Origin of the sequence: Nocardioides sp. P86, from assembly GCF_023712465.1 — a bacterium.
In the GTDB taxonomy this organism is placed as follows: Bacteria; Actinomycetota; Actinomycetes; order Propionibacteriales; family Nocardioidaceae; genus Nocardioides; species Nocardioides kribbensis.
The window spans coordinates 100828-126041 of the sequence record NZ_JAMAYE010000004.1 but is presented as its reverse complement, the minus strand read 5'-3'; the positions used below and the strand labels follow the sequence as shown (position 1 = coordinate 126041).

At 74.6% G+C, this 25214-nt stretch carries 25 protein-coding genes and 1 tRNA gene; 15 read left to right on the top strand and 11 right to left on the bottom strand.

The window, feature by feature from the left end; translation table 11 throughout:
- Positions 1–5 precede the first annotated feature (5 nt).
- Positions 6–428 (top strand): DUF6153 family protein, encoded by a 423-nt coding sequence (locus M3673_RS18265; RefSeq protein WP_251535451.1) that lies wholly within the window; start codon positions 6–8, stop codon positions 426–428.
- 73 nt (positions 429–501) lie between these two features.
- Positions 502–1185, top strand: a complete 684-nt coding sequence (locus M3673_RS18260) for a DUF305 domain-containing protein (RefSeq protein ID WP_251535450.1) — start codon at positions 502–504, stop codon at positions 1183–1185.
- 21 nt (positions 1186–1206) lie between these two features.
- On the opposite strand, the gene M3673_RS18255 is transcribed toward M3673_RS18260, so the two are convergent.
- Positions 1207–1282 (bottom strand) — tRNA-Thr (locus M3673_RS18255).
- Between the two features lie 127 nt (positions 1283–1409).
- Here M3673_RS18255 and M3673_RS18250 point away from each other — a divergent pair.
- Complete coding sequence (locus M3673_RS18250; RefSeq protein WP_251535449.1) at positions 1410–3287, top strand: glycoside hydrolase family 13 protein; 1878 nt, start codon at positions 1410–1412, stop codon at positions 3285–3287.
- A 40-nt stretch (positions 3288–3327) separates the two neighbouring features.
- Entirely contained in the window at positions 3328–4539 is a 1212-nt protein-coding gene (locus tag M3673_RS18245; protein ID WP_251535448.1) for a DUF4032 domain-containing protein, read from the top strand.
- Between the two features lie 32 nt (positions 4540–4571).
- Here M3673_RS18245 and M3673_RS18240 read toward each other — a convergent pair whose 3' ends face one another.
- Positions 4572–6125: a metallophosphoesterase gene (locus M3673_RS18240; RefSeq protein WP_251535447.1), complete on the bottom strand. Its 1554-nt coding sequence runs from the start codon at positions 6123–6125 to the stop codon at positions 4572–4574.
- Between the two features lie 121 nt (positions 6126–6246).
- On the opposite strand from M3673_RS18240, the gene M3673_RS18235 reads away from it, so the two are divergent.
- Positions 6247–7305: an aldo/keto reductase gene (locus M3673_RS18235; RefSeq protein ID WP_193666308.1), complete on the top strand. Its 1059-nt coding sequence runs from the start codon at positions 6247–6249 to the stop codon at positions 7303–7305.
- A gap of 10 nt (positions 7306–7315) precedes the next feature.
- Here M3673_RS18235 and rlmB read toward each other — a convergent pair whose 3' ends face one another.
- Both rlmB and cysS read right to left on the bottom strand, forming a co-directional pair.
- Positions 7316–8269, bottom strand: a complete 954-nt coding sequence (rlmB, locus tag M3673_RS18230; protein ID WP_251535446.1) for a 23S rRNA (guanosine(2251)-2'-O)-methyltransferase RlmB — start codon at positions 8267–8269, stop codon at positions 7316–7318.
- Positions 8259–9677: a cysteine--tRNA ligase gene (gene cysS / locus M3673_RS18225; RefSeq protein WP_251535444.1), complete on the bottom strand. Its 1419-nt coding sequence runs from the start codon at positions 9675–9677 to the stop codon at positions 8259–8261. The genes rlmB and cysS overlap by 11 nt, the downstream gene beginning before the upstream one ends.
- Before the next feature lie 85 nt (positions 9678–9762).
- On the opposite strand from cysS, the gene M3673_RS18220 reads away from it, so the two are divergent.
- Positions 9763–11082 (top strand): C39 family peptidase, encoded by a 1320-nt coding sequence (locus M3673_RS18220; RefSeq protein WP_251535442.1) that lies wholly within the window; start codon positions 9763–9765, stop codon positions 11080–11082.
- Between the two features lie 3 nt (positions 11083–11085).
- Here the strand turns inward: M3673_RS18220 and M3673_RS18215 are convergent, their stop codons facing one another.
- On the bottom strand, positions 11086–12648 hold the full coding sequence (locus M3673_RS18215; RefSeq protein WP_251535440.1) for a molybdopterin-dependent oxidoreductase: 1563 nt from the start codon (positions 12646–12648) through the stop codon (positions 11086–11088).
- A gap of 31 nt (positions 12649–12679) precedes the next feature.
- Between M3673_RS18215 and ispF the strand changes: the two genes are divergently transcribed.
- Positions 12680–13207, top strand: a complete 528-nt coding sequence (gene ispF, locus M3673_RS18210) for a 2-C-methyl-D-erythritol 2,4-cyclodiphosphate synthase (RefSeq protein ID WP_308196185.1) — start codon at positions 12680–12682, stop codon at positions 13205–13207.
- Positions 13208–13228: 21 nt separating this feature from the next.
- Here the strand turns inward: ispF and nirD are convergent, their stop codons facing one another.
- On the bottom strand, positions 13229–13600 hold the full coding sequence (gene nirD / locus M3673_RS18205) for a nitrite reductase small subunit NirD (RefSeq protein ID WP_193666227.1): 372 nt from the start codon (positions 13598–13600) through the stop codon (positions 13229–13231).
- A 140-nt stretch (positions 13601–13740) separates the two neighbouring features.
- Here nirD and M3673_RS18200 point away from each other — a divergent pair, with 140 nt between their 5' ends.
- Complete coding sequence (locus tag M3673_RS18200) at positions 13741–14448, top strand: 2-C-methyl-D-erythritol 4-phosphate cytidylyltransferase (RefSeq protein WP_251535438.1); 708 nt, start codon at positions 13741–13743, stop codon at positions 14446–14448.
- On the opposite strand, the gene M3673_RS18195 is transcribed toward M3673_RS18200, so the two are convergent.
- Positions 14432–15067 (bottom strand): 2-C-methyl-D-erythritol 4-phosphate cytidylyltransferase, encoded by a 636-nt coding sequence (locus M3673_RS18195; protein WP_251535436.1) that lies wholly within the window; start codon positions 15065–15067, stop codon positions 14432–14434. The genes M3673_RS18200 and M3673_RS18195 overlap by 17 nt on opposite strands.
- Before the next feature lie 118 nt (positions 15068–15185).
- A complete protein-coding gene (locus M3673_RS18190; RefSeq protein WP_056863477.1) occupies positions 15186–15671 on the bottom strand; it encodes a CarD family transcriptional regulator in 486 nt (161 codons plus the stop codon).
- A 268-nt stretch (positions 15672–15939) separates the two neighbouring features.
- Between M3673_RS18190 and M3673_RS18185 the strand changes: the two genes are divergently transcribed.
- The 3 genes from M3673_RS18185 to M3673_RS18175 all read left to right on the top strand — a co-directional run bounded on the left by M3673_RS18185 (position 15940) and on the right by M3673_RS18175 (position 18405).
- Positions 15940–16905, top strand: a complete 966-nt coding sequence (locus M3673_RS18185) for a UbiA family prenyltransferase (protein ID WP_251535434.1) — start codon at positions 15940–15942, stop codon at positions 16903–16905.
- Between the two features lie 64 nt (positions 16906–16969).
- Positions 16970–17650, top strand: coding sequence for a hypothetical protein (locus tag M3673_RS18180; protein ID WP_251535432.1), 681 nt, complete (start codon positions 16970–16972; stop codon positions 17648–17650).
- 2 nt (positions 17651–17652) lie between these two features.
- A complete protein-coding gene (locus M3673_RS18175; RefSeq protein ID WP_193666239.1) occupies positions 17653–18405 on the top strand; it encodes a phosphoglyceromutase in 753 nt (250 codons plus the stop codon).
- Between the two features lie 28 nt (positions 18406–18433).
- On the opposite strand, the gene phoU is transcribed toward M3673_RS18175, so the two are convergent.
- Entirely contained in the window at positions 18434–19090 is a 657-nt protein-coding gene (phoU, locus tag M3673_RS18170) for a phosphate signaling complex protein PhoU (protein ID WP_056863473.1), read from the bottom strand.
- Between the two features lie 121 nt (positions 19091–19211).
- On the opposite strand from phoU, the gene M3673_RS18165 reads away from it, so the two are divergent.
- The 4 genes from M3673_RS18165 (at position 19212) to M3673_RS18150 (ending at position 23422) form a co-directional block, all read left to right on the top strand.
- On the top strand, positions 19212–20360 hold the full coding sequence (locus M3673_RS18165) for a cell wall metabolism sensor histidine kinase WalK (RefSeq protein ID WP_056903431.1): 1149 nt from the start codon (positions 19212–19214) through the stop codon (positions 20358–20360).
- The gene (locus M3673_RS18160) at positions 20357–21034 is read left to right on the top strand and encodes a response regulator transcription factor (RefSeq protein WP_056863471.1); all 678 of its coding nucleotides are present in this window, start codon (positions 20357–20359) and stop codon (positions 21032–21034) included. Before M3673_RS18165 ends, M3673_RS18160 begins: the two co-directional genes overlap by 4 nt.
- A gap of 79 nt (positions 21035–21113) precedes the next feature.
- Positions 21114–22067: a DMT family transporter gene (locus M3673_RS18155; protein WP_251535430.1), complete on the top strand. Its 954-nt coding sequence runs from the start codon at positions 21114–21116 to the stop codon at positions 22065–22067.
- Positions 22064–23422: an EAL domain-containing protein gene (locus M3673_RS18150; RefSeq protein ID WP_251535428.1), complete on the top strand. Its 1359-nt coding sequence runs from the start codon at positions 22064–22066 to the stop codon at positions 23420–23422. Before M3673_RS18155 ends, M3673_RS18150 begins: the two co-directional genes overlap by 4 nt.
- Positions 23423–23432: 10 nt before the next feature.
- Here M3673_RS18150 and M3673_RS18145 read toward each other — a convergent pair whose 3' ends face one another.
- Both M3673_RS18145 and mshA read right to left on the bottom strand, forming a co-directional pair.
- On the bottom strand, positions 23433–23948 hold the full coding sequence (locus M3673_RS18145; protein WP_193666241.1) for a YbjN domain-containing protein: 516 nt from the start codon (positions 23946–23948) through the stop codon (positions 23433–23435).
- Positions 23945–25198, bottom strand: a complete 1254-nt coding sequence (mshA, locus tag M3673_RS18140) for a D-inositol-3-phosphate glycosyltransferase (RefSeq protein WP_251535552.1) — start codon at positions 25196–25198, stop codon at positions 23945–23947. The genes M3673_RS18145 and mshA overlap by 4 nt, the downstream gene beginning before the upstream one ends.
- Positions 25199–25214 lie beyond the last annotated feature (16 nt).

The following is a 25214-nucleotide window of genomic DNA, read 5'->3' as shown; positions in this document are numbered from 1 at the left end:
AGGACGTGACGAGGTCGAGGTCCCGCTGGGCCCTGGCCGCACTCTTCCTGGTGCTGGCCGGGCTGTTCGGCATGCACGGGCTCGGCGACCATTCCGCGGGCCACTCCGCCCACGTCGCCCCCGCCGGTGCCACCGACCACGGGACCGACCACCGGACGGGCCACGAGACCGACGTGGCCGGGGCGGCGGCCCCGGGCACCGGCCCGGACACGGCGGTGCTGTCGGCGCCCCCGGTGGACGACGGCATGGCCGGGCTGTGCCTCGCGGTGCTGCTCGGCGGCCTCGGCGCCCTGCTGCTCCTCGGGCCTGGACTGCGCCGCACCCCCTGGCTGCTGCCGCGGCTGACCCTCCTCGGTGTCGCCCCGCCGGCCCGAGGCCGCGACCCCGACCCACCGCTGCTCTCCGCGCTCTGCGTGTGCCGCTGCTGAGGATCCGGTCGTCGACGACGACCGGCACCTGCGCGCCCGCACACCTGCACCACCGACGAGAGACGAGACAGCCATGACCACCACCCGCACCACCCCTGCCCGCACCACCCCTGCCCGCACGCGACGGGCCCTCGCCGCCGGCCTCGCGGCCGCGGCCCTCGCCACCGGCCTGGCGGCCTGCGGCGACGACGACGGCTCCGGCCCCGACACCGGGTCCTCCGCGGTCTCGGTGCCCGAGGGCGCCGACTTCAACGAGGCCGACGTCGTCTTCGCCACCGACATGGTCCAGCACCACGCCCAGGCCCTGGCCATGGTCGACATGACCACGGGCCGCGACCTCGACCCCGAGGTGGCCGCCCTCGTCGAGCAGATCCGCTCGGCCCAGGCTCCCGAGATCGAGCAGATGGTCGACTGGCTCAGCGCCTGGGACCAGCCCGTGCCCCCCACCGTCAACGACCACGCCAACGCCCACGCCGAGGACGGCACGGGCATGGACGGGTCCGGCGGCATGGACATGGACTCCGACATGCCCGGCATGATGAGCGACGCCGACATGGACGCGCTGGAGGAGGCGCCCGACGCGTCCTTCCAGGAGGAGTGGCTGGAGATGATGGTCGCCCACCACGAGGGTGCGGTGGAGATGGCCGAGACCGAGGCCGCCGAGGGCGAGGACGCCGACGCGGTCGCCCTCGCGGAGTCGATCGTCGACTCCCAGGGCGCGGAGATCGAGCAGATGCGGGCGCTGCTCGGCGCGTGAGAGCGGTGGTGGGGCAGGTCGTGGAGCCGGTGACAGGAGTCGAACCCGCGACATCTTCTTTACAAGAGAAGCGCTCTACCTACTGAGCTACACCGGCGTGCGCTCGTCGGGCGCGGCGTCATCCTAGACGCCGCGCCCGACGACGGGTCGAGCCGGGCGGCACCCGTGGGCGCAGTCGCCGGAGCCGTGCGCCCGGCCGCGCGCGGTGAGGGAGAATCCGCGCCATGAGCCTGCTGCGCGAGCCCCACCACGACGGGTCCCCCGCCTACCTCGACGACGAGTCCCCGACGCTGGGCTGGTCGGTGCGCGTGCGCTGCCGGGTCGCCGCCGACGACCCGGTCGAGCGGGTGTGGATCCGCACGACGTACGACGCGGAGCCCACCTTCCACGCCTGCACCGTGGTCGCGCGCGACGCCCGCGCCGACGGCTCGGTGTGGTGGGAGGGCGAGCTGCCGCTGCACAACCCGGTCACCCACTACCGCTTCCTGCTGGTGGGTCCCGAGGCCGACGGCTCCCCGCAGCGCTGGCTCACCGCCGCCGGCGTCGTCGACCACGACGGCCCCGACAGCTTCGACTTCCGCGTCACCACCCACGCCGGGGCGCCCGACTGGGGCAGGGAGGCGGTGGTCTACCAGGTCTTCCCCGACCGCTTCGCCCGCTCGACGGCCGCCGACGAGCGCGAGACCCCGGCCTGGGCGGTGCCGGCGCACTGGGACGACGAGGTCGTCTTCGAGGGCTCCGACCCGCGCACGCCGCTCCAGCTCTTCGGCGGCGACCTCGACGGCGTCACGGAGCACCTCGACCACCTCGCCGAGGTCGGCGCGACCGTGCTCTACACGACGCCGGTCTTCCCCGGTGAGAGCAACCACCGCTACAACGCCTCCACCTTCGACGGCGTCGACCCGCTGCTGGGCGGCGACGCGGCCTACGCGCGGCTGGCCGAGGCCGTCCACGCCCGCGGGCTGCGCCTGCTCGGCGACCTCACCACCAACCACACCGGCGACACCCACGAGTGGTTCACCCGGGCCGCGTCGGCCCCCGACTCGCCCACCCGCGGGTGGTACTACTTCGCCCACGACGGCAGCTACGAGTGCTGGATGGGCCACGGCACGCTGCCCAAGCTCAACCTCGCCGACCCCGACCTGCGCGCGGCCATGGTCGAGGGCCCCGAGAGCGTCGTGGCGCGCTGGCTGCGGCCGCCCTTCTCGGTCGACGGGTGGCGCATCGACGTCGCCAACATGACCGGGCGCCTCGGCGCAGTCGACGTCAACCACGCCACCGCCCGGGCCGTGCGGCGCACGGCGGAGGCCGAGCGCGGCGACGCCTGGGTCATCGGCGAGCACAACCACGACGCCTCGGGCGACCTCGACGGCGACGGGTGGCACGGCACCATGAACTACTCCGGCTTCTCGTGGCCGGTGTGGTCGTGGCTGCGCGACCCCGACTCCCCAGCGCGCCCCTTCGGCCGCCCGGTGCCCGTGCCGCGCCGCCCCGGCCAGCAGGTCCACCGCACCCTGCGCGAGTGGCAGGCGCGCTACGGCTGGCAGGCCACCGCCCAGTCGTGGAGCATCCTCGGCAGCCACGACTCCGCGCGCATCCGCACGCTGACCGGCTCCGCGCCCGTCCACCGGGTCGCGGCCGGGCTCCAGTTCACGCTGCCCGGCGTGCCCATGGTGTTCGCCGGCGACGAGATCGGCCTCGAGGGCGTGAACGGCGAGGACGCACGCCGCCCGATGCCGTGGCACCGCCGCGACGACTGGGACCACGACACGCTCGCGACGTACGCCGCCCTCGCGCGGCTGCGCGCCGCGGAGCCCGCGCTGACCCGCGGGGGCCTGCGGTGGGCCCACGTCGACGACGACACCCTCGTCTTCGTGCGCGAGCACCCCGCGGGCTCGCTGCTGGTGTGCGCGCGACGGGCCGCGGGCGGGAGCGTCGACCTGCCCGAGGGCGCCCTGCTCGCCACCGGGCAGGAGGCCCTCGGTGACGTCGAGGCGCTGCTCGGCACCGAGCCGGGCGGCCCGGGCGGGCGGCTCAAGGTCCGCCGCGGCACCCTGCGCGTGCCGGCCGACGGGGTCGGCGTGCGGGTCTGGCGGCTCTGAGCCGCCCAGGGAGGGCCGAGCGAGGGTCTAGGTTGTGGCCATGGCGCTGCGCATCGTCGCGAGCAGGCCCGATCCCGCGATCGTGACCCTGCCCTGGTCGACCCCGCTCGAGGAGTGGGACGACCGGTTCGTCGTGCCCCTGCCGCGCGGGCTCTCGCGCCACGTCGTGCGCATCGTGCGGCTGCGCGGGCGCACCTACGCGGTGAAGGAGACCGTGGAGGCGATCGCCTTCCGGGAGTACCGCATGCTGCGCGACCTCGGCCGGCTCGGCCTGCCCGCCGTGGTGCCCCAGGGCGTGGTGGCCGGCCGGGTCGACCCCCACGGCGAGGAGCTGCCCGCGGCGCTGCTCACCGAGCACCTGCAGTTCTCGCTGCCCTACCGCAGCCTGTTCAGCCACGGCCTCGACGCCGACGACCTGCCCTCGCTGGTCGACGCGCTCGTGGTGCTGCTGGTGCGCCTGCACCTCGCCGACTTCTTCTGGGGCGACGTCTCGCTGTCCAACGTGCTCTTCCGCCGCAACGCGGGCGGCTTCGCGGCCTACCTCGTCGACGCCGAGACCGGGGAGCTCAACGCCACGCTGTCCGACCGGCTGCGCCAGCACGACCTCACCGTCGCCACCGAGAACGTCTTCGCCGAGCTGCTCGACCTCCAGGCCAGCCAGTCGGTGCGCCACGAGATCGACGCCCACGCCGTCGTCGAGCTGCTGGGGCGCCGCTACACCGAGCTGTGGGACGAGCTGACCGGTGTCGAGCAGTTCTCCGCCGAGGAGATGTGGCGCATCGAGCAGCGCATCGAGCGCCTCAACGACCTCGGCTTCGACGTCGACGAGCTCGACATCGTCACCGACTTCGACGGCGACCAGGTGCGCATCCAGCCCAAGGTCGTCGACCTCGGCCACCACCGTCGTGAGCTGCAGGCCCTCACCGGGCTCAACGTCGAGGACGGCCAGGCGCGACGCCTCCTCAACGACCTCGCCTCCTTCACCGCCCACCACGACCTCGGCCGCGAGGACCGCTCGCTGGTGGCCAACCGCTGGCTGACGCGCATCTACGAGCCGGTGACGGCCCTCGTGCCGCCGGAGGCGCGGGGCAAGCTGGAGCCGGCGGAGGTCTTCCACGAGATCCTCGAGCACCGGTGGTACCTCTCCGAGCAGGCCGGGCGCGAGGTCGACATCTTCGACACCGCCCGCGACTACATCGCCACCCAGCTCACGCGCCGCCCCGACGAGGTCGTCGCCGTCGAGCCCGAGTGAGCCCCGGCCCTCACCCGGCCCTCACCCGGCCCTCACCCGGCCTCGGCCAGCTCCAGCTCGACGTAGTCGCGCACGGTGAAGGCGCCGTTGGTCTGCAGCTGCACCGACTGCACCCCGGCGGGCCGGCCGTCCTCGGCGTAGGTGACCAGCGTGACGTCGGCGGCACGACGGATCTTGCTGCCGATCGCCAGGGCGTAGGCCGCGCCGCCGGTGGTGCCGTTGGTGACGGTGTAGCCGACCTGGTCGCCGTCGGTGGCCTCGACCCAGTCGGGCCCGCCCTGCACGTGCAGGTGCCCGCCCAGGACGAGGTCGGCGCAGCCGCGCTCGAGCACCTCGCGGGCCATGTTGGCGTCGTGGACCACGACGGTCTCGACGCGGTCCTCGGCCCCGCAGGCGGCGTCGGCCAGGCGGGCGCCGACCTCGTCGAAGGACAGCCCGGTCTCGTCGCGCCAGCTGCCCAGGCCGCTCGCGCGGGGGTCGGAGACGCCCAGCAGGTCGCCCCCGCCGGGGCCGTCGACGACCTCGCCGTCGAGCAGGGTCCAGCCCCGGTCGGCGAGGTAGCGGCCCACGAAGTCGCCGTTGTCGTGGTTGCCGGTGACGGCCCAGCGGCGGTCGTCGTAGGGATCGCCGTCGAAGGCGGCGTTGAGGGAGTCGAGGGAGAAGGCCTCCCACGGCTGGCCGGTGGAGGTGTCGTCGCCGAGGTCGAGCACCGCGCTGGCGCCGGCGGCGTCGCCGATGCCGCGGGCCACGGCGTCCATGCCGACGTTGTCGTGGCGGTCGGAGACGACGACCGCCACGGTCTCGCCCTCCGCCGGCTCGTGCAGGTCGAGGTCGGCGGCGGCCTGCGCGGCGTCGGCGTAGAAGACCCGGCTCTTGTCGTAGGTGTCGACGGCGCTGGCGACCAGGCGGCTGGTCTGGTCGGTGGTGACGTCGCCGAGCACCTCGACGTCGGCCAGCTCCTCGGGCACGGGCACCCCCGGGCCGAGGAAGTCGTCGAGCGCGACCCAGCGCTGCTCGTCGGTGAGCCGGTCCTCGCGCGGCGCCCACGGCTGCCACAGCCCCGCGGCCATCAGCCCCACCAGCGCCACGGCGAGCAGTCCCCGCGGGGTGCGCGCCACGCCCAGCAGCTCGCGGCGGCGGGCACCGCCCACCAGCACCCACACCAGGAGCGGCACCAGCCCGAGCACCGCGCCCCGCAGGGCGGCGTCGACGGCCATGTCCTCGACCGCCTCGCGCAGCTTGGCCTCCAGACCCTCGGGCTGGGCGGCGATGACGGCGTAGCGGTCGAGCAGCGCGCCGGTCGTCGTGGCGTCGGTCTTGCCGAGCCTGACGTCGATGCCGATGCGGCTGTCGGAGGCGACCCGCACGTCGGGCAGCACCGGACCGGTCCGCACGACGACCTCGCCGGTGAGGTCGGGGCGCACGACGGCGTCGTGGCTGGCCAGGTTGACCTCGCGGTCGCTGCCGAGGAAGAGCAGCACGGCGGCGAGGGCGGCCAGCACCAGCCAGGCGCCGAGGTAGCCCGCGACGACCGCGGCCGTGCTCCACGGCCGTCGCCGCGCCGGGCCGGTCTGCTCCTCGTGCACGGGGTCGGCTCCTGGGGGTCGGGGGGCTGTGCTGGTTGGCCGGGCGGCCTAGCGTGGGTGCATGGCCGCCGACACCGCAGCAGACACCGCCCCCGACAGCACGCAGCAGCCCACGCCCTCGATGTCCCAGTATCGCAGCCTGGGTCGCACCGGCATGCAGGTGAGCCCGCTGTGCCTGGGGGCGATGATGTTCGGCGCCTGGGGCGAGCCCGACCACGCCGAGTCGACGCGCATCATCCACCGCGCGCTCGACGCGGGCATCACCATCGTCGACACCGCCGACGTCTACTCCCGCGGGGAGTCGGAGGAGATCGTCGGCAAGGCGCTCTCCGGCGGGCGCCGCGACGGCGTCGTGCTGGCCACCAAGTTCCACGGCCCCATGGACGTCGACATGGGCCGCCCCGGCGGCGACCCGCTCCAGCGCGGCAACTCGCGCCGCTGGATCGTGCAGGAGGTCGAGCACAGCCTGCGCCGCCTGCGCACCGACTGGATCGACCTCTACCAGGTGCACCGCCCCGAGCGGGAGACCGACGTCGAGGAGACCCTCGCGGCCCTCACCGACCTCCAGCGCGCCGGCAAGATCCGCGCCTTCGGCTGCTCCACCTTCCCCGCCCACGAGGTGGTCGAGGCCCACTGGACCTCCGAGCGCCGTGGTCTGGGCCGCTTCGTGACCGAGCAGCCGCCGTACTCGCTGCTGGCCCGCGGCATCGAGCGCGACCTGCTCCCGGTGGCGCAGAGGTACGGCATGGGCGTGCTCCCGTGGAGCCCGCTGAACGGCGGCTGGCTCACCGGCCGCTTCCGCCAGGGCCAGGACGCCCCCGACAACCACCGCTCGCGCCTGCGCGCGGGCCAGTACGACCTCACCGACCCCGCCAACCAGCGCAAGCTCGAGGCCGTCGAGCAGCTCGCGCTGCTCGCCGAGGAGCTCGACCTGACGCTGGTCCACCTCGCGCTGGCCTTCGTGCTGCAGCACCCGGCGGTGACCGCGCCGATCATCGGCCCGCGCACCATGGAGCAGCTGGAGACCCAGCTGGGTGCCGTCGAGGTGCGGCTGACCCCCGACGTGCTCGACCGCATCGACGAGATCGTGCCGCCCGGCACCGACCTCGCCACCGCCGACCGGGGCTACGTGCCGCCCTCGCTGGAGGACCCGTTCCTGCGTCGGCGGCGCACCGCCTGACCCGCCTGGGTCAGGCGCGCGCCTGCGCGATGGCGTAGAGGGTGACGGAGGCGGCGACGCCGGCGTTGAGCGACTCCACCTGGTTGGCCATGGGGATCGACACCAGCTGGTCGCAGGTCTCCGACACCAGGCGGGAGAGGCCGTTGCCCTCCGAGCCGACCACGACGACCAGCGGGCCGTCGGCGAGGTCGAGTTCGGGCAGCGTGACGTCGCCGTCGGCGGCCAGGCCGATGACCATGCAGCCGGCGTCCTGGTAGGCCTTGAGCTGGCGCACGAGGTTGACGGTCTGGGCCACCGGGATGCGCGCTGCGGCGCCCGCGCTGGTCTTCCAGGCCGACGCGGTCATGCCGGCGGCCCGACGCTCGGGGATGACGACGCCGTGCGCGCCGAAGCCGGCCGCGCTGCGCACGACGGCCCCGAGGTTGCGGGGGTCGGTGACCTGGTCGAGCACCACGATGAGCGGCTTCTCACCGGCCTCCTCGGCGCGGTCGAGCAGGTCGTCGGCGTGGGCGTACTCGTAGGCCGGGATCTTCGCGGCCAGGCCCTGGTGGACCGCACCGGCGGTGAGGCGGTCGAGCTCCTGGCGGCCGACCTCGAGCAGGCTGATGCCCTTGTCCGCGGCCAGGGCGAAGGCCTCACGCAGCCGCCCGTCGCGCTCGGCGCCCTCGGCGACGTAGACGCCGGTGACCGGCACGCCCTCGCGCAGCGCCTCGACCACCGAGTTGCGCCCGGCGATCCACTCGATGTCGGTCGAGCCGGTGCGTCGCCGCTTCTGCGGCGTGCGCTCGGCCGACTTCTCGGCGCGCTTCTTGGCCTTGTGGGCCTGGTGGTAGGGCCGGTCGGTGGCCTTGGGCGTGGGGCCGCGCCCCTCCAGGCCGCGGCGGACCCGCCCGCCGGAGCCGGCGGTGGGGTTGCCCTTGCCGGTCTTCTTGATCGCGCCCTTGCGCTGGGAATTACCGGGCATCGGTCAGGCTCCACTTCGGTCCGTCGGGGGTGTCCTCGATCGCGATGCCGGCGTCCTTGAGCCGGTCGCGCAGCGCGTCGGCCGTGGGCCAGTCCTTGGCGGCCCGGGCCGCGTCGCGCTGCTCGAGGAGGCCGGCGACGAGGACGTCGACGGCATGGGTGAGCTGGTCGTCGGCGCCCGCGGCCGGGCCCCAGGCGGGGTCGGCGGGGTCGAGGCCGAGCACGGCGAGCATGGCGCGCACCCCGCACGCGAGCTCCCGGGCGCCGGCGTGGTCGCCCGCGGCGAGCAGGCGGTTGCCCTCGCGCACGGCGTCGTAGAGCACGGCCACCGCCGCCGGGGTGCCGAGGTCGTCGTCCATCGCCGCGACGAAGGCCGCGGGCAGGGTGTCCCCGCACTCGACCGGCCCGCCGGCGGCGGCGACGCGGTCGAGGAGGCCCTCGATGCGTCGGAAGCCCTGGGCGGCCTCGTCGAGCGCCTCGAAGCTGAACTCCACGTGGCTGCGGTAGTGGGCGGCCACGAGGTAGAACCGCAGCTCCACCCCGCGCACGCGCTGGAGCACCGAGGGGATCGAGAGGGTGTTGCCCAGCGACTTGCTCATCTTCTCGCCGGCGGTGGTGATCCACGCGTTGTGCAGCCAGTACGACGCGAACGCGTGACCGGCCGCGCGGGACTGGGCCTGCTCGTTCTCGTGGTGGGGGAAGCGGAGGTCGACGCCGCCGCCGTGGATGTCGAAGGCGGGGCCGAGGTACTTGCCGGCCATCGCGGAGCACTCGATGTGCCAGCCCGGCCGGCCGCGGCCCCACGGGCTGGGCCACGACGCGGTCTCGGGCTCGGTGGCCTTGCGGCCCTTCCACAGCGCGAAGTCGCGGGGGTCGCGCTTGCCGCGGGGGTCGGCGTCCTCGGCGGCCTCCATGTCGTCGATGCCCTGGCGCGTCAGCTCGCCGTAGGACGGCCACGACCGCACGTCGAAGTACACGTCGCCCGAGCCGTCGGCGGCGGCGTAGGCGTGGCCGCGCTCCACCAGCGCGGCGATCAGCTCGACCATCTCCGGCACGTGGCCGGTGGCGGCGGGCTCGTAGGTCGGCGGGGCGACGTTGAGCGCGGCGTAGGCGCGGTCGAGCTCGCGGTGCATCGCGTAGGCCAGGTTGAACCAGGGCCGGCCCTGGTCGGCGGCCTTGGTGAGGATCTTGTCGTCGATGTCGGTGACGTTGCGGATGAAGGTGACGTCGTAGCCGCTGTGGCGCAGCCAGCGCTGGAGCACGTCGAAGTCCACCCCCGAGCGCACGTGGCCGACGTGCGGCTCCGACTGCACGGTGAGACCGCAGAGGTAGAGACCCGCCCGACCCTCGACGAGGGGGACGAAGTCGCGCACCTCGCGCGTCGCGGTGTCGTAGAGCCTGAGCGTCACGGGCCCAGTCTAGGAGCGCGGGGCCCCGCCCGGCGCATCCCCGGATCCTGTGACTGCTGTGACGGGAGTGACTTATCGTGGCGGCATGCGTCCTCCCCGCCGTCCCGCCGCCTCCCGCCTGCTCGGCGCCCTGCTCGGCGCCGCCCTCGTCGCACCGCTGGCCCCCGCGCCCGCGACCGCCGCGACCGGCTCCGCGTCGGCGGACCCGGCGCCGGCCGAGCGGCGCGCCGGCACCCGGCAGGTCGACCAGACCCGCTTCGAGGGCGCGAAGGCCTTCCGCGCGGGACAGCTGGCCGGCACCCGCGTCGCCCGCGACCGCGTCTTCCTCGGTGAGCCCGTGGCGACCCGGGGCTACGACGGGCGCACCTACGACGTGGGCCGCTGGACCGGCCGCTGGGTCGAGCCGGGCTTCGGCCTGACCCAGCTCGTGGCCTCGTGGGAGGCGCGCACCCCCGGCGACAGCTGGGTCGAGGTCGAGGTCCGCGGCCGCGGCCCCGCCGGGAGGGTGACCGGCTGGGACACCCTCGGCCGCTGGGCCGCCGACGACCGCTTCGTCCAGCGCACGACCGTCTCGGGCCAGGACGACGACGACACCTCCGTCGACGTCGACACCTGGAAGGTGGGCGGCACGGCCGGCATGGCGGCCTGGCAGGTGCGGGTCTCGCTGATGCGGCGCGCGGGCGCGTCGACCAAGGCGCCGTCCTTCGGCTCGGTCGGGGCGATGTCCTCGCGGCTGCCCACCGGCGACGTCACCACCTCCAGGCCCGGCGTGGCCCGCGGCGTGGTGCTCGACGTGCCCCGCTACTCTCAGATGATCCACCAGGGCCACTACCCGCAGTGGGGCGGCGGCGGCGAGGCGTGGTGCTCCCCCACCTCGACCTCGATGGTCCTGGCCTACTACGACGCCCTGCCCTCCCCCGGCTCGTACTCCTGGGTCGGCGAGGGCCACGTCGACCCGTGGGTCGACGCCGCCGCCCGCAGCACCTACGACCACGCCTACGACGGTACCGGCAACTGGCCCTTCAACACCGCCTTCGCCGCGCTGCACACGACCTCGCCCGAGGGCGGCGGCGCCTTCGTGACCCGGCTGCGCTCGCTGCGCGAGGCCGAGCTGATGATCAAGGCGGGCATCCCGGTGATCGCCTCGATCTCCTTCGGCTCCGGCGAGCTCTCGGGCGCGCCGATCTCGGCCTCCAACGGCCACCTGCTGGTCATCGTGGGCTTCACCGCCTCGGGCGACGTGGTGGTCAACGACCCCGCCGCCCGCGACCGCACCGGCGTGCGCCGCACCTACGACCGCGGACAGTTCGAGGACGCCTGGCTGCCCACCTCCGGCGGGCTGGCCTACCTCGTCACCGACGCCGAGCACCCGCTGCCCGCGCCGGGAGAGCACTCCAACTGGTGAGCCCTAGGCGGAGGCGGTGAAGTCGCGGGCGTCGAGGCCGGTGGCCCCGTCGGGCAGCACGTCGCGCTCGACGGCGGTCTGCACGAGGCCGTCGGCGTCGGTGGCCCGCACCCGCACGAGGTGGTCGCCCGGCTCGACCTCGGCCGTGCCGGTCCACTGCACCCAGGTGTCCTCGCTCGGCACCCGGCCCAGCTCGGCGGGCAGCCACGGTCCGCCGTCGACGCTGAACTCCACCGCCGAGATGCCGGTGTGCTGCGACCAGGCGACACCGCCGAAGCGGACCTCGCCGGCGGCGACCTCGGCCCCGGACGCGGGCACGTCGACGCGCGAGGACATCTTGACCGGGCCCATCTCGCCCCAGCCTCGCTGGGTCCAGTAGGCGTCGACGTCCTCGAAGCGGGTGACCTCGTAGTCGACGACCCACTTCGTGCCGGAGACGTAGCCGTAGAGCCCGGGCACGATCGTGCGCACGGGGAAGCCGTGGTCGATGGGCAGCGGCTTGCCGTTCATGGCCACCGCGAGCATCGCGTCGCGCCCGTCGGTGAGGGCCGCCAGCGGGGTCGAGCAGTTCCAGCCGTCCTCCGAGGTCTGGAGCACGCAGTCGGCACCGTCCTGGACCCCGGCGCGCTCGAGCAGGTCGGCGACGCGCACCCCGCTCCACCAGGCGTTGCCGATGAGCGTGCCGCCGACGGGGTTGGACACGCAGTTCAGGGTGATCCAGGCCTCGGTGGTCTCGCTGTCGAGCAGGTCCTGGTAGGTCACGACGACCTCGCGGTCGACCATCCCGTGGATGCGCAGCGACCAGTCGACCGGCTCGATGGTCGGCACCACGATGGCGGTGTGGATGAGGTAGAAGTCGTCGTTCGGGGTCATCCACGACGAGATGCCCTCCACCGGCAGCCGCGCCCCGGTCGGCAGCGTCGGCTCCGTGACGCCGTCGAGCTTGAGCAGCCGCCGGGTCTCCTCCACGTGGCGCCGCCCGGAGCCGAGGACGCGCCCGGCCACGCCGAGCACGACACCGACGCCGGCGATCAACCCCGCCCGCAGCAGGAACGTACGCCGCGTCGCGCGGTCGGCGCCCTGCGCGACCGGGTCGGTGCCGTCGACCTCGGCGGCCGCGGCCGTGAGCCGCTCGGCGCGGCGCAGCGGCTCGGTGAGCAGCGAGAGGCACACCACCCAGGTGACGTAGCCGACCGCGACGGGCACCAGGTCGATCGAGCCGGCGCTGCGCTGGAGCAGCACCGCGGTCGCGGCGAGCGCCGCGAGCAGCGAGTAGATGAGCACCGGCGCCCACCAGCGGGTGCGCGCCAGGCGACCCGTGCCCCAGAAGAGCCACGAGACCAGCAGCAGGATGACGAGCACCAGGAAGGGCTTGTCGAAGGTGCCGAGGAAGCGGATGGCCCGCTCGGCCACCGGGCCGGGCGTGAGGCGGATGACCAGCTCCGCGATCGCCACGACCGGCGACTCGCGGATGGTCATGAGCATCGCCGCCGCGTAGCTGGTCAGCAGGCCGGCCCAGCCGGCGACGAGGCCGGCCGGGGGCCAGAGGTCACGGGGGCGTTCCACCTCTTGATTGTGGCTCAGGCATCATCATCGCGTGCACGAACCCCCGTCAGGACCCCGCGTCGGCATCGGCACCGACGTCCACCGGCTCGTCGAGGGCCGTGCGATGCACCTGGCCGGGCTGGCCTGGCCCGAGGAGACCCACGGGCTGGAGGGCCACTCCGACGCCGACGTCGCCGCCCACGCCTGCTGCGACGCGCTGCTCTCAGCGGCCGGTATCGGCGACCTCGGCTCCCACTTCGGCACCGCGGAGCCCGCCTGGGCCGGCGCCTCGGGGGCCACGCTGCTCGCCGAGACCGCGCGACGGGTCCGCGAGGCGGGCTTCACCATCACCCATGTCGCCGTGCAGGTCATCGGCAACCGGCCCAAGGTCGGCCCGCGCCGTGCCGAGGCCCAGGCCGCGCTCGGCGCCGCCGTGGGCGCCCCGGTGTCGGTCTCGGCCACCACCACCGACGGCCTCGGCCTCACCGGGCGCGGCGAGGGCGTCGCGGCCGTCGCCACCGCGCTGCTGCAGGGGCTGGGCCAGGAGACGACACCACGGACCGCCCACCAGCAGGAGTGACCCCGGGCCACGGCGGCCGGATCAGGCGGCGTCGACCTTGCGGTGCCCGACGTGCACGACGCCGTCGAGCACCTTGACGCAGTAGACCGGCACCGAGACCCCGAGGTCGTCGAGGCAGCGGCCGGTGCGCAGGTCGAAGGCGTGCTTGTGCGCCGGGGAGGCCACGAAGGGCACCCCGGAGCGCTGACCCACGATCCCGCGGGCGAGCACCGAGGCCTTGGCGAAGGGGTCGTGGTTGCCGAGGGCGTAGACGGTGTCGTCGGCGCGCCGGAAGAGCGCGACGGCCTGGCCGTGGACCAGCGCGGTGGCGCCACGGTCGACCTCCAGGTCCACGACTCGGCAGACCGGCTGCCACTCGTCGTGGCTGGCTGCGCGTGCCGGACGCGGGGTCATCCGCGCCCTCCGGCGGGCCGAGTCATCGCCATGGAGGTGCCTCCTTCACCCGGTCGACGCTAGGTCTGGCGTGTTCGGTCCCGGTTTCGCCGTGTTACGGGCGTGAAAACCCTTCCGGACCGGCCGGTTAGGCTCCCCGCGTGCCCTCCGCCGTCGTCGTCCTCGCCGCGGGCTCCGGCTCCCGGGTCGGCGCCGGCACCAACAAGGTGCTGCTGCCGCTGCGCGGCGTGCCGGTGGTCGTGTGGTCGCTGCGCCACGCGCTCGAGGTGCCCGACGTCGCCGTCGTCGTCCTGGTCGCCCGCCCGGGCGAGGAGGCGGCGCTGTCGGAGGCCGTCGCACCCCACCTGACGTCGTACGCCGGGTCCGGCGGGTCCGCTCCGGAGGTCAGGCTCGTCACCGGCGGCGCGACGCGCCACGCCTCCGAGGCCGTGGCCCTGCTCGCCCTCGCCGCCGAGGTCGACGCCGGGAGCGTCGACGTGGTCGCCGTGCACGACGGCGCCCGACCGCTTGCGAGCGCCGACCTGCTCGCCCGCACCCTGGAGACCGCACGCGAGCACGGCGGCGCCGTGCCGGCCGTGCCGGTGCAGGGCCTGCTCACCCGCGACCTGCGCGCGCTCGACCGCGGTGTCGTCGGCGTGCAGACCCCCCAGGGCTTCCGCGCCCCCGAGCTGCTGGCCGCCTACGCCGCCGCCGAGCACGACGGCTTCGAGGGCACCGACACGGCCGCCTGCTTCGCACGCCACTGCGACCTCCCGGTCGTGGTGGTGGCCAGCGACGCGGGCAATCTCAAGGTGACCTGGCCCGAGGACGTCGCCCTGGTCTCCCGGCTGCTCAGCCCTTTCCCGTGAGGGCCTCGAGCAGGCGCACCTCGTCGAGGGTGGTCACCCGTCGCGCCTCGGGCGGCGCCTCGACCGTGACGACGGGGTAGCGGGCGGCCAGGTCGGCCACCCAGCGGGCCAGACCGTCCGACCCACCGGGCGCGTCCGGGGACGACTCCCACGGCTCGGCCGCCCACGCGGCGACCACCGAGGCCGGGAGCACCACGGGCGAGGCCACCGCGAGCAGGGCGTCGCGGTCGAGGGTCTCGCCGAGGACCCCGTCGTCGGCGGCCTTGACGGTGTCGGTGACCGGCCGCACGCCGACCACGACGGCGTCGCGCTCGACGGCGGCCCGCACGCAGGCGGCCAGGAACGACGCGGGGGTCATCGGGCACAGCGCGTCGTGGAGCACGAAGGGCTCGCCGGCGTCGGCGACCCCCTCCCAGCCGGTGCCGAGGTCGACGGCGGTGATGCCGGCGTCACCGAGCGCCCAGGAGGCGCAGGCCACCAGCGCCTCGCCGTGGATGAGCGCGTAGGGCAGCGACCCGCGCCCCTGCTCGACGACCGCCCCGAGGGCGGGCTCGGGCTCGACGTCGGGGTCGGGGTCGGGGAGGACGACCGGGACGGCGTCGTGCGGCGCGGTGCTCATGACCGCCCACCGTACGGCGTCCCGGACCCGGCGTGACGGCTCGCGACGCGACGAGGCCCCCGGGTGGTCCCGGGGGCCTCGTCGGTGGTGCGGGTGACCCGACGCGTCGGGTCGGGGCTCAGGACGCGAGCACCTCGTCGAGGAGGGTCTCGGCCTTGTCCTCGTTGGTGTGCTCGGCCAGGGCCAGCTCGGAGACGAGGATCTGGCGCGCCTTGGCCAGCATCCGCTTCTCGCCGGCCGACAGCCCGCGGTCGCGCTCGCGGCGCCACAGGTCGCGCACGACCTCGGCCACCTTCATCACGTCGCCGCTGTGCAGCTTCTCCAGGTTGGCCTTGTAGCGGCGCGACCAGTTGGTCGGCTCCTCCACGTGGGCCGCCCGCAGCACGTCGAAGACGCGCTCCAGGCCCTCCTTGTCGACGACGTCGCGGACGCCGACCAGGTCGAGGTTGCAGGCCGGCACGCGCACGACCAGGTCTTGCTGGGCCACGATCCGAAGGACGAGGTACTGACGGTCCTCCCCCTTGATCGTCCGCATCTCGATGTCCTCGATGACTGCGGCCCCGTGGTTCGGGTAAACAACCGTTTCGCCGACGGTGAATGTCATATGTCAGGTACCCCTTCCTAGGCCTCTATCTTAACACGACCTGAGAACGTCGTCTGACACGTTTGCGCAGGTCAGAGGCCCCTTCGGGGCTTGACAGATATCGAGACGTGTGATGCGGACGACTCCGGGACCCCCGCCGGCACACCCTTCGGGACCCTCGTCCGTGCCGCCGGCGCGCCCGCCGAGAGCCTCCTCGGGCCCGGGCGCCGACCGCGACCCGCGGGCTGGTTCTGCGCGGATCCGACCGGCCGTGGCCGATACTCCCCCCATGGCCAGACCGACCCCGTGGCGACGACGTCGCAGCAGCGGTGAGCAGCACGAGACCAGCACCCCGGCTCCCGCCTCCCCGCCCGCGCCCGCTCCGACGCCCGCACCCACGAGCGCAGCGTCCCGCGACGTCCCGGGGCCCGGCGCGCGAGCCGGCGGCACCCTCACCGCCGCGGCTCCCGCGACCACCTCACCGACCCCCGCCTCACCGACCCCCGCCCCTCCGTCCGACGCCACGGCGCGCCGGGGTGCCCTGACCCGGCTGCGCGACCTCACGCCGCTGCTCCTGCTGCGCGCGGCCCACCCGCGCCAGGCGGTGCTCACGGCGGCGCTGATGGTCCTGGCCTCGGCCCTGGCCGACCGACCGACGCGCGAGCTGGGCCTGGTGCTCGCCACCGTCCTGGTGGGGCAGGCCGTCCTCGGCTGGCACAACGACCTGGTCGACCGGGGCCGCGACGCCGCCCACGCCGCCAAGGGCAAGCCGCTCGCCGACGGGCGCCTCGAGCCGGGCACCGCGTGGTTCGCGCTGGCCTGCGGGGTGCTGCTGCTGGTGCCGCTGTCGGTCTCGCACGGCGTCACCGCGGGGTCGGCGTACCTGGTCTCGGTCGCGCTGGGGCTGGTCGGCAACGTCGTCCTGCGCAGCGGCGTGCTGTCGTTCGTGCCCTGGGCGGCGGCCTTCGCCCTCTACCCCGTCTTCCTCTCCTACGGCGGGTGGAACGGCGAGGACGCCGGCTCCGCACCCACCGTGGTCATGGTGGTCCTCGCGGCGCTGCTGGGCGTCGGGGTCCACGTGCTGCGCGCCGTGTGGGGCCTCGTGGCCGACAACGAGGACGGCTGGACCTACCTGCCGCTGCGCCTGGGGCTCCGGCTCGGCGCCGCCCGGCTGCTGCTCCTCGTGGGCCTCTACCTCGCCCTCGTGGTCGTCGGGATGGTCGTGGCCGGCACCGCCGTCGGGCTGCGCGCCTGAGCCCCGTCGGCGCCCGCTAGGCTGGCGCCACACACGCGCCACGACGACCTGAGAAGGCCACCTCATGCACCTCCCCCGCAGGCTCACGCTCGCCGTGGGCGCGCTCGCGCTCGTCGCGCCCACGCTGACCTCGTGCGGCTTCAACCTCGGCACCGACCGGCCCTACACGCCGGCCGCAGGCACCAACTTCGTCGACGGCAGCTTCAAGGTGCTCGGGGCCACGGTCGTCTCGGCCGCCCCGGGAGCCGGCACCCTCGTCGTGGGCCTGAACAACGACGACCCGCTGGAGCCGATCACGCTCACCGCTGTCGACGCGCGCACCAGCCCCGACGACGCCAGCGAGCTGCCCATCGAGGTGGCCTCGTTCGACCCCGTCGAGATCGCGCCGCTGGGCTTCGTCAACCTCGTCGACGTCGACCCCGCCATCGGCGTCACCGGCGACTTCATCGCCGGCGACGTGCTGCCCATGACCTTCACGCTCGACAGTGGCGAGACCGTCGACCTGGGCGTGCCGGTCGTCGCGGCCTGCGACGAGTACGAGGGCTTCGACGTCGCCGACACCGGCGAGACCCGCAGCGGGGAGGCCGCCGGGAGCGTCGAGGAGTCCTACGACTGCGAGTTCCCCGAGGCCGTGGTCGAGTACGGCCCCGAGACCGAGCCCCAGGGCGAGGTCGAGGGCCCCGGCGGCAACGAGGGCACCGCCCCCGACGAGCCCGTCGAGACCGAGTCGACCCCGACGGAGTGACGATGACCGACACGACCCACACCCTCGTGCTGCTCCGCCACGGCGAGAGCGAGTGGAACGCCAAGAACCTCTTCACCGGCTGGGTCGACGTCGCCCTCACCGAGAAGGGACGCGCCGAGGCCGCCCGCGGCGGGGAGCTGATCAAGGAATCGGGCCTGCTGCCCGACGTGGTCCACACCTCCCTGCTGCGCCGCGCCATCAACACCTCGGCCCTCGCACTCGACGCCGCCGACCGCCACTGGATCCCGGTGAAGCGGTCCTGGCGGCTCAACGAGCGCCACTACGGCGCCCTCCAGGGCAAGGACAAGAAGCAGACCCTCGAGGAGTACGGCGAGGAGCAGTTCATGCTCTGGCGCCGCTCCTTCGACGTGCCGCCGCCGCCGATCGCCGCCGACGACCCGTGGTCGCAGGTCGGCGACCCCCGCTACGCCGACCTCGGCGACGCGATGCCGGCCACCGAGTGCCTCCAGGACGTCATCGCCCGGATGCTGCCCTACTGGGAGTCCGACGTGGTGCCCGACCTGCGCTCCGGCAAGGTCGTGCTCGTCGCCGCCCACGGCAACAGCCTGCGCGCGATCGTCAAGCACCTCGACGGCATCTCCGACGACGACATCGCCGGGCTCAACATCCCCACCGGCATGCCGCTCGTCTACCGCCTCGACGACGACCTGCGCCCCACCGTGCCGGGCGGGGAGTACCTCGACCCCGACGCCGCGGCGGCCGCCGCCGCCGCGGTCGCCAACCAGGGCCGCTGAGCGACCCCGACCGGCGGGGCCGGCGCCCTCAGGCCTGCAGGGCCCGCGGGTGCTCGCCGGTGACGACGAAGACGATCCGGTTGGCGATCGACACGGCGTGGTCGGCGATGCGCTCGTAGTAGCGACCCAGCAGGGCCACGTCGACCGCGGCCTCGACGCCCTCGGTCCAGTCGTCGGAGAGCAGCTGCGCGAAGCTGCTGCGGCGCAGCTGGTCCATGACCTCGTCGTCGCGGCCCAGCTCGATGGCGGCGGTGACGTCCTGGCTGAGGATGATCTGGCCGACGCGCTTGACCATGTCCTCGGCGACCTCGGCCATGCGGGCGATGGTGGGGTGGATGGCCTGGGGCACGGCGACGTTCGGCACGCGCAGCCGGGCGATCTTGGCGACGTGCACCGACAGGTCGCCCATGCGCTCGAGCTCGCTGACCATGCGCAGCGCGGCGATGACCACGCGCAGGTCGCCGGCGACCGGCGCCTGCAGCGAGAGCAGCGCGAAGGCCTGGTCCTCGACCCGCTCGCGGGCCCGGTCGATCTCGACGTCGGCGCTGATCACCTGCTCGGCGACGGCGGCGTCGCCGCTCAGCAGCGCCTCGGTGGCGAGCCTGACGGCGGTCTCGACGTCGCGGCAGATGCCGGCGAGGTCACCGAGGACGGACTCGAGCTGGTCGTGGAAGGCGTCGCGCATGGAGGCAAACGTAGAGAGCCTAGGTGTCCGGCGTGCGAGGAGGGGTGAACGTGCGGTGAACATCGCGAAGCCGGCCGCTCCGCGGTGAGGGCGGGTCCGGGGCCTGCGTACCATTCCGCACGTGGACCCGACGACGCAGGCCTTCCTGGCCGCGATCATCGGGGCCGTCGTCGCCGGCGGCGCCGTGCTCGCGTGGCACGTCAGCGACCGTCAGCAGTACGCCGCGCGCCCGGTCGAGACGCCCGTGGTGCCGCCCGGGGTGGCCACCGTGCTGTCGGTGCTGCGCAGCAGCGCGGTGGTGGTCGACGACGACGACACCGTGCTCAAGGCGTCGGCCCCGGCCTACGCCCTGGGGTTGGTGCGGGGCACCCGGCTGCTCGCCGACGAGCTGGCCGAGATGGTGCGCCAGGTGCGCCGCGACGGACAGATCCGCGAGACCGAGATCCTGATGACCCGCGAGGGCGTGCCGGTGCGCAACGTGACCGCACGCGTCGCGCCGCTGGGCTCGCGGCTGGTCCTGGCCCTGGTCGAGGACCGCACCCGCGAGCGACGCGTCGAGGCCGTGCGGCGCGACTTCGTGGCCAACGTCAGCCACGAGCTCAAGACCCCTGTCGGCGCGCTGCGCCTGCTGGCCGAGGCCGTCCACGAGGCCTCCGACGACCCCGAGGCCGTCGAGCGCTTCGCCGACCGCATGCTCACCGAGAGCGACCGGCTCTCCAAGCTGGTGCAGCAGATCATCGAGCTCTCCCGGCTACAGGCCGACGCCCCGCTCGACGCGCCGGTGGCCGTCGACCTCGACGAGGTCGTGCAGGTCGCGGTCGACACCAGCAAGATCGACGCCGAGGACAAGCGGATCTCGGTGATCGTCCACGGCACCGAGGGCCTCGAGGTCTTCGGCAACGAGGGCCAGGTGATGGCCGCGGTGTCCAACCTCGTGGCCAACGCGGTGTCCTACAGCGAGCCCGACTCGACCGTGCTGGTCACCACCAAGGCCGACGACGGCACGGTCGAGATCTCGGTGGTCGACCAGGGCATCGGCATCCCCGCCGGGGAGCTCGACCGGATCTTCGAGCGGTTCTACCGCGTCGATCCCGCACGACACCGCTCGACGGGCGGCACCGGACTGGGGCTGTCCATCGTCAAGCACGTCGCCGCCACCCACGGCGGCGAGGTCCGGGTCTGGTCGGCGGAGGGTCAGGGCTCGACCTTCACCCTCACGCTGCCCCAGCACCACGCGCACGAACGACAGATGCAGGAGGAGAGCCCGTGACACGGGTACTGGTGGTCGAGGACGAGGAGAGCTACAGCGACGCCCTCGCGTACATGCTGCGCAAGGAGGGCTTCGAGGTGGCCATCGCCGCCGACGGCAACGCCGCGCTCACGGAGTTCGAGCGCAACGGCGCCGACATCGTGCTGCTCGACCTGATGCTCCCGGGGCTCCCGGGCACCGAGGTGTGCCGGCAGATCCGGCAGACCTCCCACGTGCCGGTGATCATGGTGAGCGCCAAGGACGACGAGGTCGACAAGGTGGTCGGGCTGGAGCTCGGGGCCGACGACTACGTCACCAAGCCCTACTCCCCCCGCGAGCTGGTCGCCCGCATCCGGGCCGTGCTGCGCCGCGGCACCGAGCCCGACCTGGCCCCGGCCACCCTCGAGGCCGGACCGGTGCGGATGGACGTGGAGCGCCACGTCGTGACCGTCGACGGCGAGGAGCAGCGGCTGCCGCTGAAGGAGTTCGAGCTGCTGGAGATGTTCCTGCGCAACCCCGGGCGGGTGCTGACCCGCGGCCAGCTCATCGACCGGGTCTGGGGCTCGGACTACGTCGGCGACACCAAGACCCTCGACGTGCACGTGAAGCGGCTGCGGGCCAAGCTCGAGCCCGACCCGGGCGAGCCGAGGTACCTCGTCACCGTGCGGGGCCTGGGCTACAAGCTCGACCTCTGACGCCGCGGTGCGCACGGCCCCGACCGTGCGGTCCGAAACCCGCGCGACCGGGCCGGGCGCACGTCCCTAGGGTGGTCACGTGACCACCCGTCCCTCGGCCCCGGCGCCCATCTCTCCGACCTCCGACGCCGTCCCGGCCCCCGCCGCGTGGCTGCCGGTCGCCGCGGTCGGGGTGACCCTGGTGCTGTGGGCCTCGGCCTTCGTGGCGATCCGTCACCTCGGGGCCGACTTCTCCCCCGGCGCCCTGTCGCTGGGGCGGCTGGTGGTGGGCTCGCTCGTCCTGGCGCCCTTCGCGCTGGCCCGGGGCCTGCCGCGGGCGACGCCACGGCAGTGGGTGTCGCTGGTCGTGATCGGGGTGCTGTGGTTCGGCGTCTACAACGTGGCGCTCAACGAGGGCGAGCAGCGGGTCGACGCCGGCACGGCGGCCATGCTCATCCAGGTGTCGCCGGTGCTCATCGCGCTCCTGGCCGCGCTCTTCCTGGACGAGCGGTTCACGCCCTACCTCGGGCTCGGACTGGCCCTGGCCTTCGGCGGCGTCGCCCTCATCGGGCTGTCGACCTCGGAGAGCGGCGAGCGCGACCTGCTCGGGGTCCTCCTCTGCCTGCTCGCCGCGGTCGTCTACGCCGTGAGCCTCGTGCTGCAGAAGCCCCTGGTGGCGCGACTGCCCGCGGTGCACGTGACGTGGCTGGCCTGCACGATCGGGGCGGTCGCGTGCCTGCCCTTCGCGGGCCGGCTGGTCGCCGAGACCGCGGCCGCGCCGGCCTCGTCGGTGGCCTGGGTGGTCTACCTGGGCGCCTTCCCCACGGCCATCGCCTTCACCACCTACGCCTACGCGCTGTCGCGGATGAGCGCGGGCAACCTCGGCGTCACCACCTACCTCGTGCCGCCGATCACCATCGTGCTCGGCCTGCTGCTGCTCGACGAGACCCCGCCGACCATCGCCTACGCCGGCGGCGCGCTGGCCCTCGTCGGCGTCGCGGTGGCCCGGCGCCGGCCGCAGCCCCGGGCGCGGCGCACGGTCGCGGGGCCGTGACCCGTCGGGTCGGCCGCGCGGGCACCGACGCGCTGACCGGGCTGGCCGACCGCGCGCGGCTGGAGCGGCGCGCCCGGCGTCTCCTGACCGGGGGGCGGCACGGCGACCCGACCCGCCGGGCCGTCCTGATCGTCGACCTCGACCACTTCAAGCACGTCAACGACACGCTCGGGCACGCCGCCGGCGACGCCGTGCTGGTCGAGGTCGCGGCCCGGCTCGAGCGCGCGGCGCGGCCCGGGGCCCTGGTCGCGCGCCTCGGGGGCGACGAGTTCCTCGTGCTCTCCGCCGCCCTTCCGCCCGGCGACGACGGCTCCTCGCTGGCCGGTGCGGTGCGCCGGTCCCTCGCCCCGCCCGTGCGGGTCGACGGGGTGGGACTGCGGGTCGGCGCCTCCGTCGGCGTCGCTCTCGAGGGCCGCGACGGGCACGACCTCGTCGAGCTGATGCGCGTGGCCGACCGGGCGATGTACGCCGACAAGGCCCGCCCGGGCGCGCCTGCGCGCGAGGAGGCCGCCGCGGACCCCACGCTCGGCGCCGACCTGCGCGCGGCCCTCGAGCGCCGCGACGGCTCCGAGGCCCTGGGCCTGCACCACCAGCCGCAGGTCGGGTGGGACGGCACCGTGAGCGGCTACGAGGCGCTGCTGCGCTGGAGCCACCCCCGTCGCGGGCGGCTCCTGCCCCGCGACGTCCTGCCGGTGGCGCGGGCCGAGGGCGCCCTCACGGCGCTGACGCTGCACGCCGTGGCCCGGGCCCTCACCGACCACGCGGTGCTGGCGGCCGCCGCCCGGCCCGCCGACCCGCTCACCGACCTGGCCACCGACGCGCCCACGGTGTCGGTCAACGTCGCCGCGCGCGACCTGCTCGTCGACGGCTTCGTCGACGACGTCGCGTCGCTCCTGGCCGCGTCGCCGGCCCCGCCGGAGTGCCTGCTGCTCGAGATCGCCGAGCCGGCGCCCCACCCGCGCCCGGCGGTGCAGGCGCTGTTCGCCGCCCTCGACGCCCTCGGGGTCGGGGTGAGCATCCACGAGTTCGGCGCCGGGGCGGCCTCGCTGGCCCCGCTGGCCGGCTACGCGGGCGTGCGCGAGCTCAAGCTCGACCCGGCCCTGACCCGTGCCGTCGCGACCGACCCGGCCGCGGCACGCCTCGTGGCCGCCACCGTGGGCGCCGCCCATGCCCTCGACCTCGCCGTGGTGGCCGAGGGGGTGGAGGACCCCGGCGTGGTGCCCCGCCTGCGCGATCTCGGCTGCGACCGGCTCCAGGGCTTCCTGGTGGCTGCGCCGCTGCCGCCCGGCGAGGTCGCCGCGTGGTTGGACCGCTGGCGGGCCGGCGGGGGCGCTCAGGGGCTGCTCGGGGCCTAGCCGGCCGGTCTCAGTTCTCCGAGACCGGCTCGTGGTCGCTCTCGAGCCAGCCGCGGAAGGCCTCGAGGTTGGCGGTGGACTCCCCACGCAGCTTGCGCCACTCCCACTCCTTGCGGATGGAGGAGGCGAAGCCGAGCTCGAGGATGGCGTTGAAGGACTCGTCGGCGTAGGTCAGGACCGAGCCGAGCAGCCGGTCGAGCTCGGTCTCGTCGACCGAGCGCAGCGGGAGACGGCCGTCGAGGTAGATGTCGCCGAGCCGGTCCACGGCGAAGGACACGGCGTACATCCGCAGGTTCTTCTCCAGCAGCCAGCGCCAGACGCGCTCGTGGTTCTCGTCGGGGTTGCGGCACACGAAGGCGTGCACCCCCAGGGCGTGGGCGCCGATGTCGAGGCGCACGGGGGTCTGGAGCTTCTTCTCGCCGGGCAGCGAGAAGGAGAAGACGCCCTCGGCCGACTCCTCCACCTCGAGGTCGTTGCTGCTCAGCCAGGCCCGGACGGTCGCGGCGGCCGCGTCGCGTGTGGTCATGACACCGACTCTCGCATGCGGGTGCGCGCGCGCTCGTAGACCGCGAGCACCTGGGCGGCGGTGGCCTCCCACGAGAAGCGGCGTGCCTGGGCCACGGCACCGGCCTCGAGCCGCGCGTGGAGGGCCTCGTCGCCGACCACCCGGGCCAGCGCGTCGGCCCAGGCCCGTGGGTCGTGCCCGTCGACCAGCAGGCCGCTGCGACCGTCGTCGACCACCGTGGTCAGCCCGCCGACCGCCGCGGCGACGACCGGGGTGCCGGCCGCCTGGGCCTCGGCGGCCACCAGCCCGAAGGACTCGTTGTACGACGGCACCGCGACCACCGAGGCGGCGGCGTACCACCGGGCCAGGTCGGCCTGGGCGACCGGCGGCACGAAGCGCACCACGTCGCGGCGGCCGGGCGACCCGACCAGGCCGAGGTCGCGGGCCAGGGTCGCCAGGGCCTCGGGGCGGTCCAGACCGCTGCCCGAGGGCCCGCCGACGACCGGCACCACCAGCCGGTGGCGCAGCGCCGGGTCGCGCTCGAGCATCACCGCCACGGCGCGCAGCAGCACGTCGGGAGCCTTGAGCGGCTGGATGCGCCCGGCGAACAGCAGCACGTGGGCGTCGCGGGCCAGGCCGAGGTCGTCGCGGGTGCGGGCGCGGTCGAGGGGCCGGAAGAGGTCGAGGTCGACGCCGGGGTGGACGACCTCCACGCGGCCGGGGTCGGCGTCGTAGAGGTTGATCAGCTGCTTGGCCTCCAGGTCGGTGTTGGCCACCAGCATGTCGGCGGCCTCGACCACCTGCTCCTCGCCGATGACGCGGGCGGCGGGCTCGGGGTGGTCGCCGAGGGCGAGCGCGTCGTTCTTCACCTTGGCCATGGTGTGCATCGAGTGCACCAGCGGCACGCCCCAGCGGTCGCGGGCCAGGGCGCCGACCTGGCCGGAGAGCCAGTAGTGGGAGTGCACGGCGTCGTAGTGCCCCGAGGGCTGGGCGGCCTCGGCCCGCAGCACCTCGCGGGCGAAGACGCACAGCTGCGCCGGCAGCTCCTCCTTGGTCAGCCCCTCGAAGGGACCGGCGTGGATGTGGCGCACGACGAGGCCGTCGCCGGCCTCGACGACGGGCGGCAGCGTGGACCGCGTGGCGCGGGTGAAGATGTCGACCTCGACGCCGCGCGCGGCCAGGCGGCGGGCCAGCTCGATGACGTAGACGTTCATGCCGCCCGCGTCGCCGGTGCCCGGCTGGTCGAGCGGCGAGGTGTGCAGGCTGATCATGGCCAGCCGGCGGAGC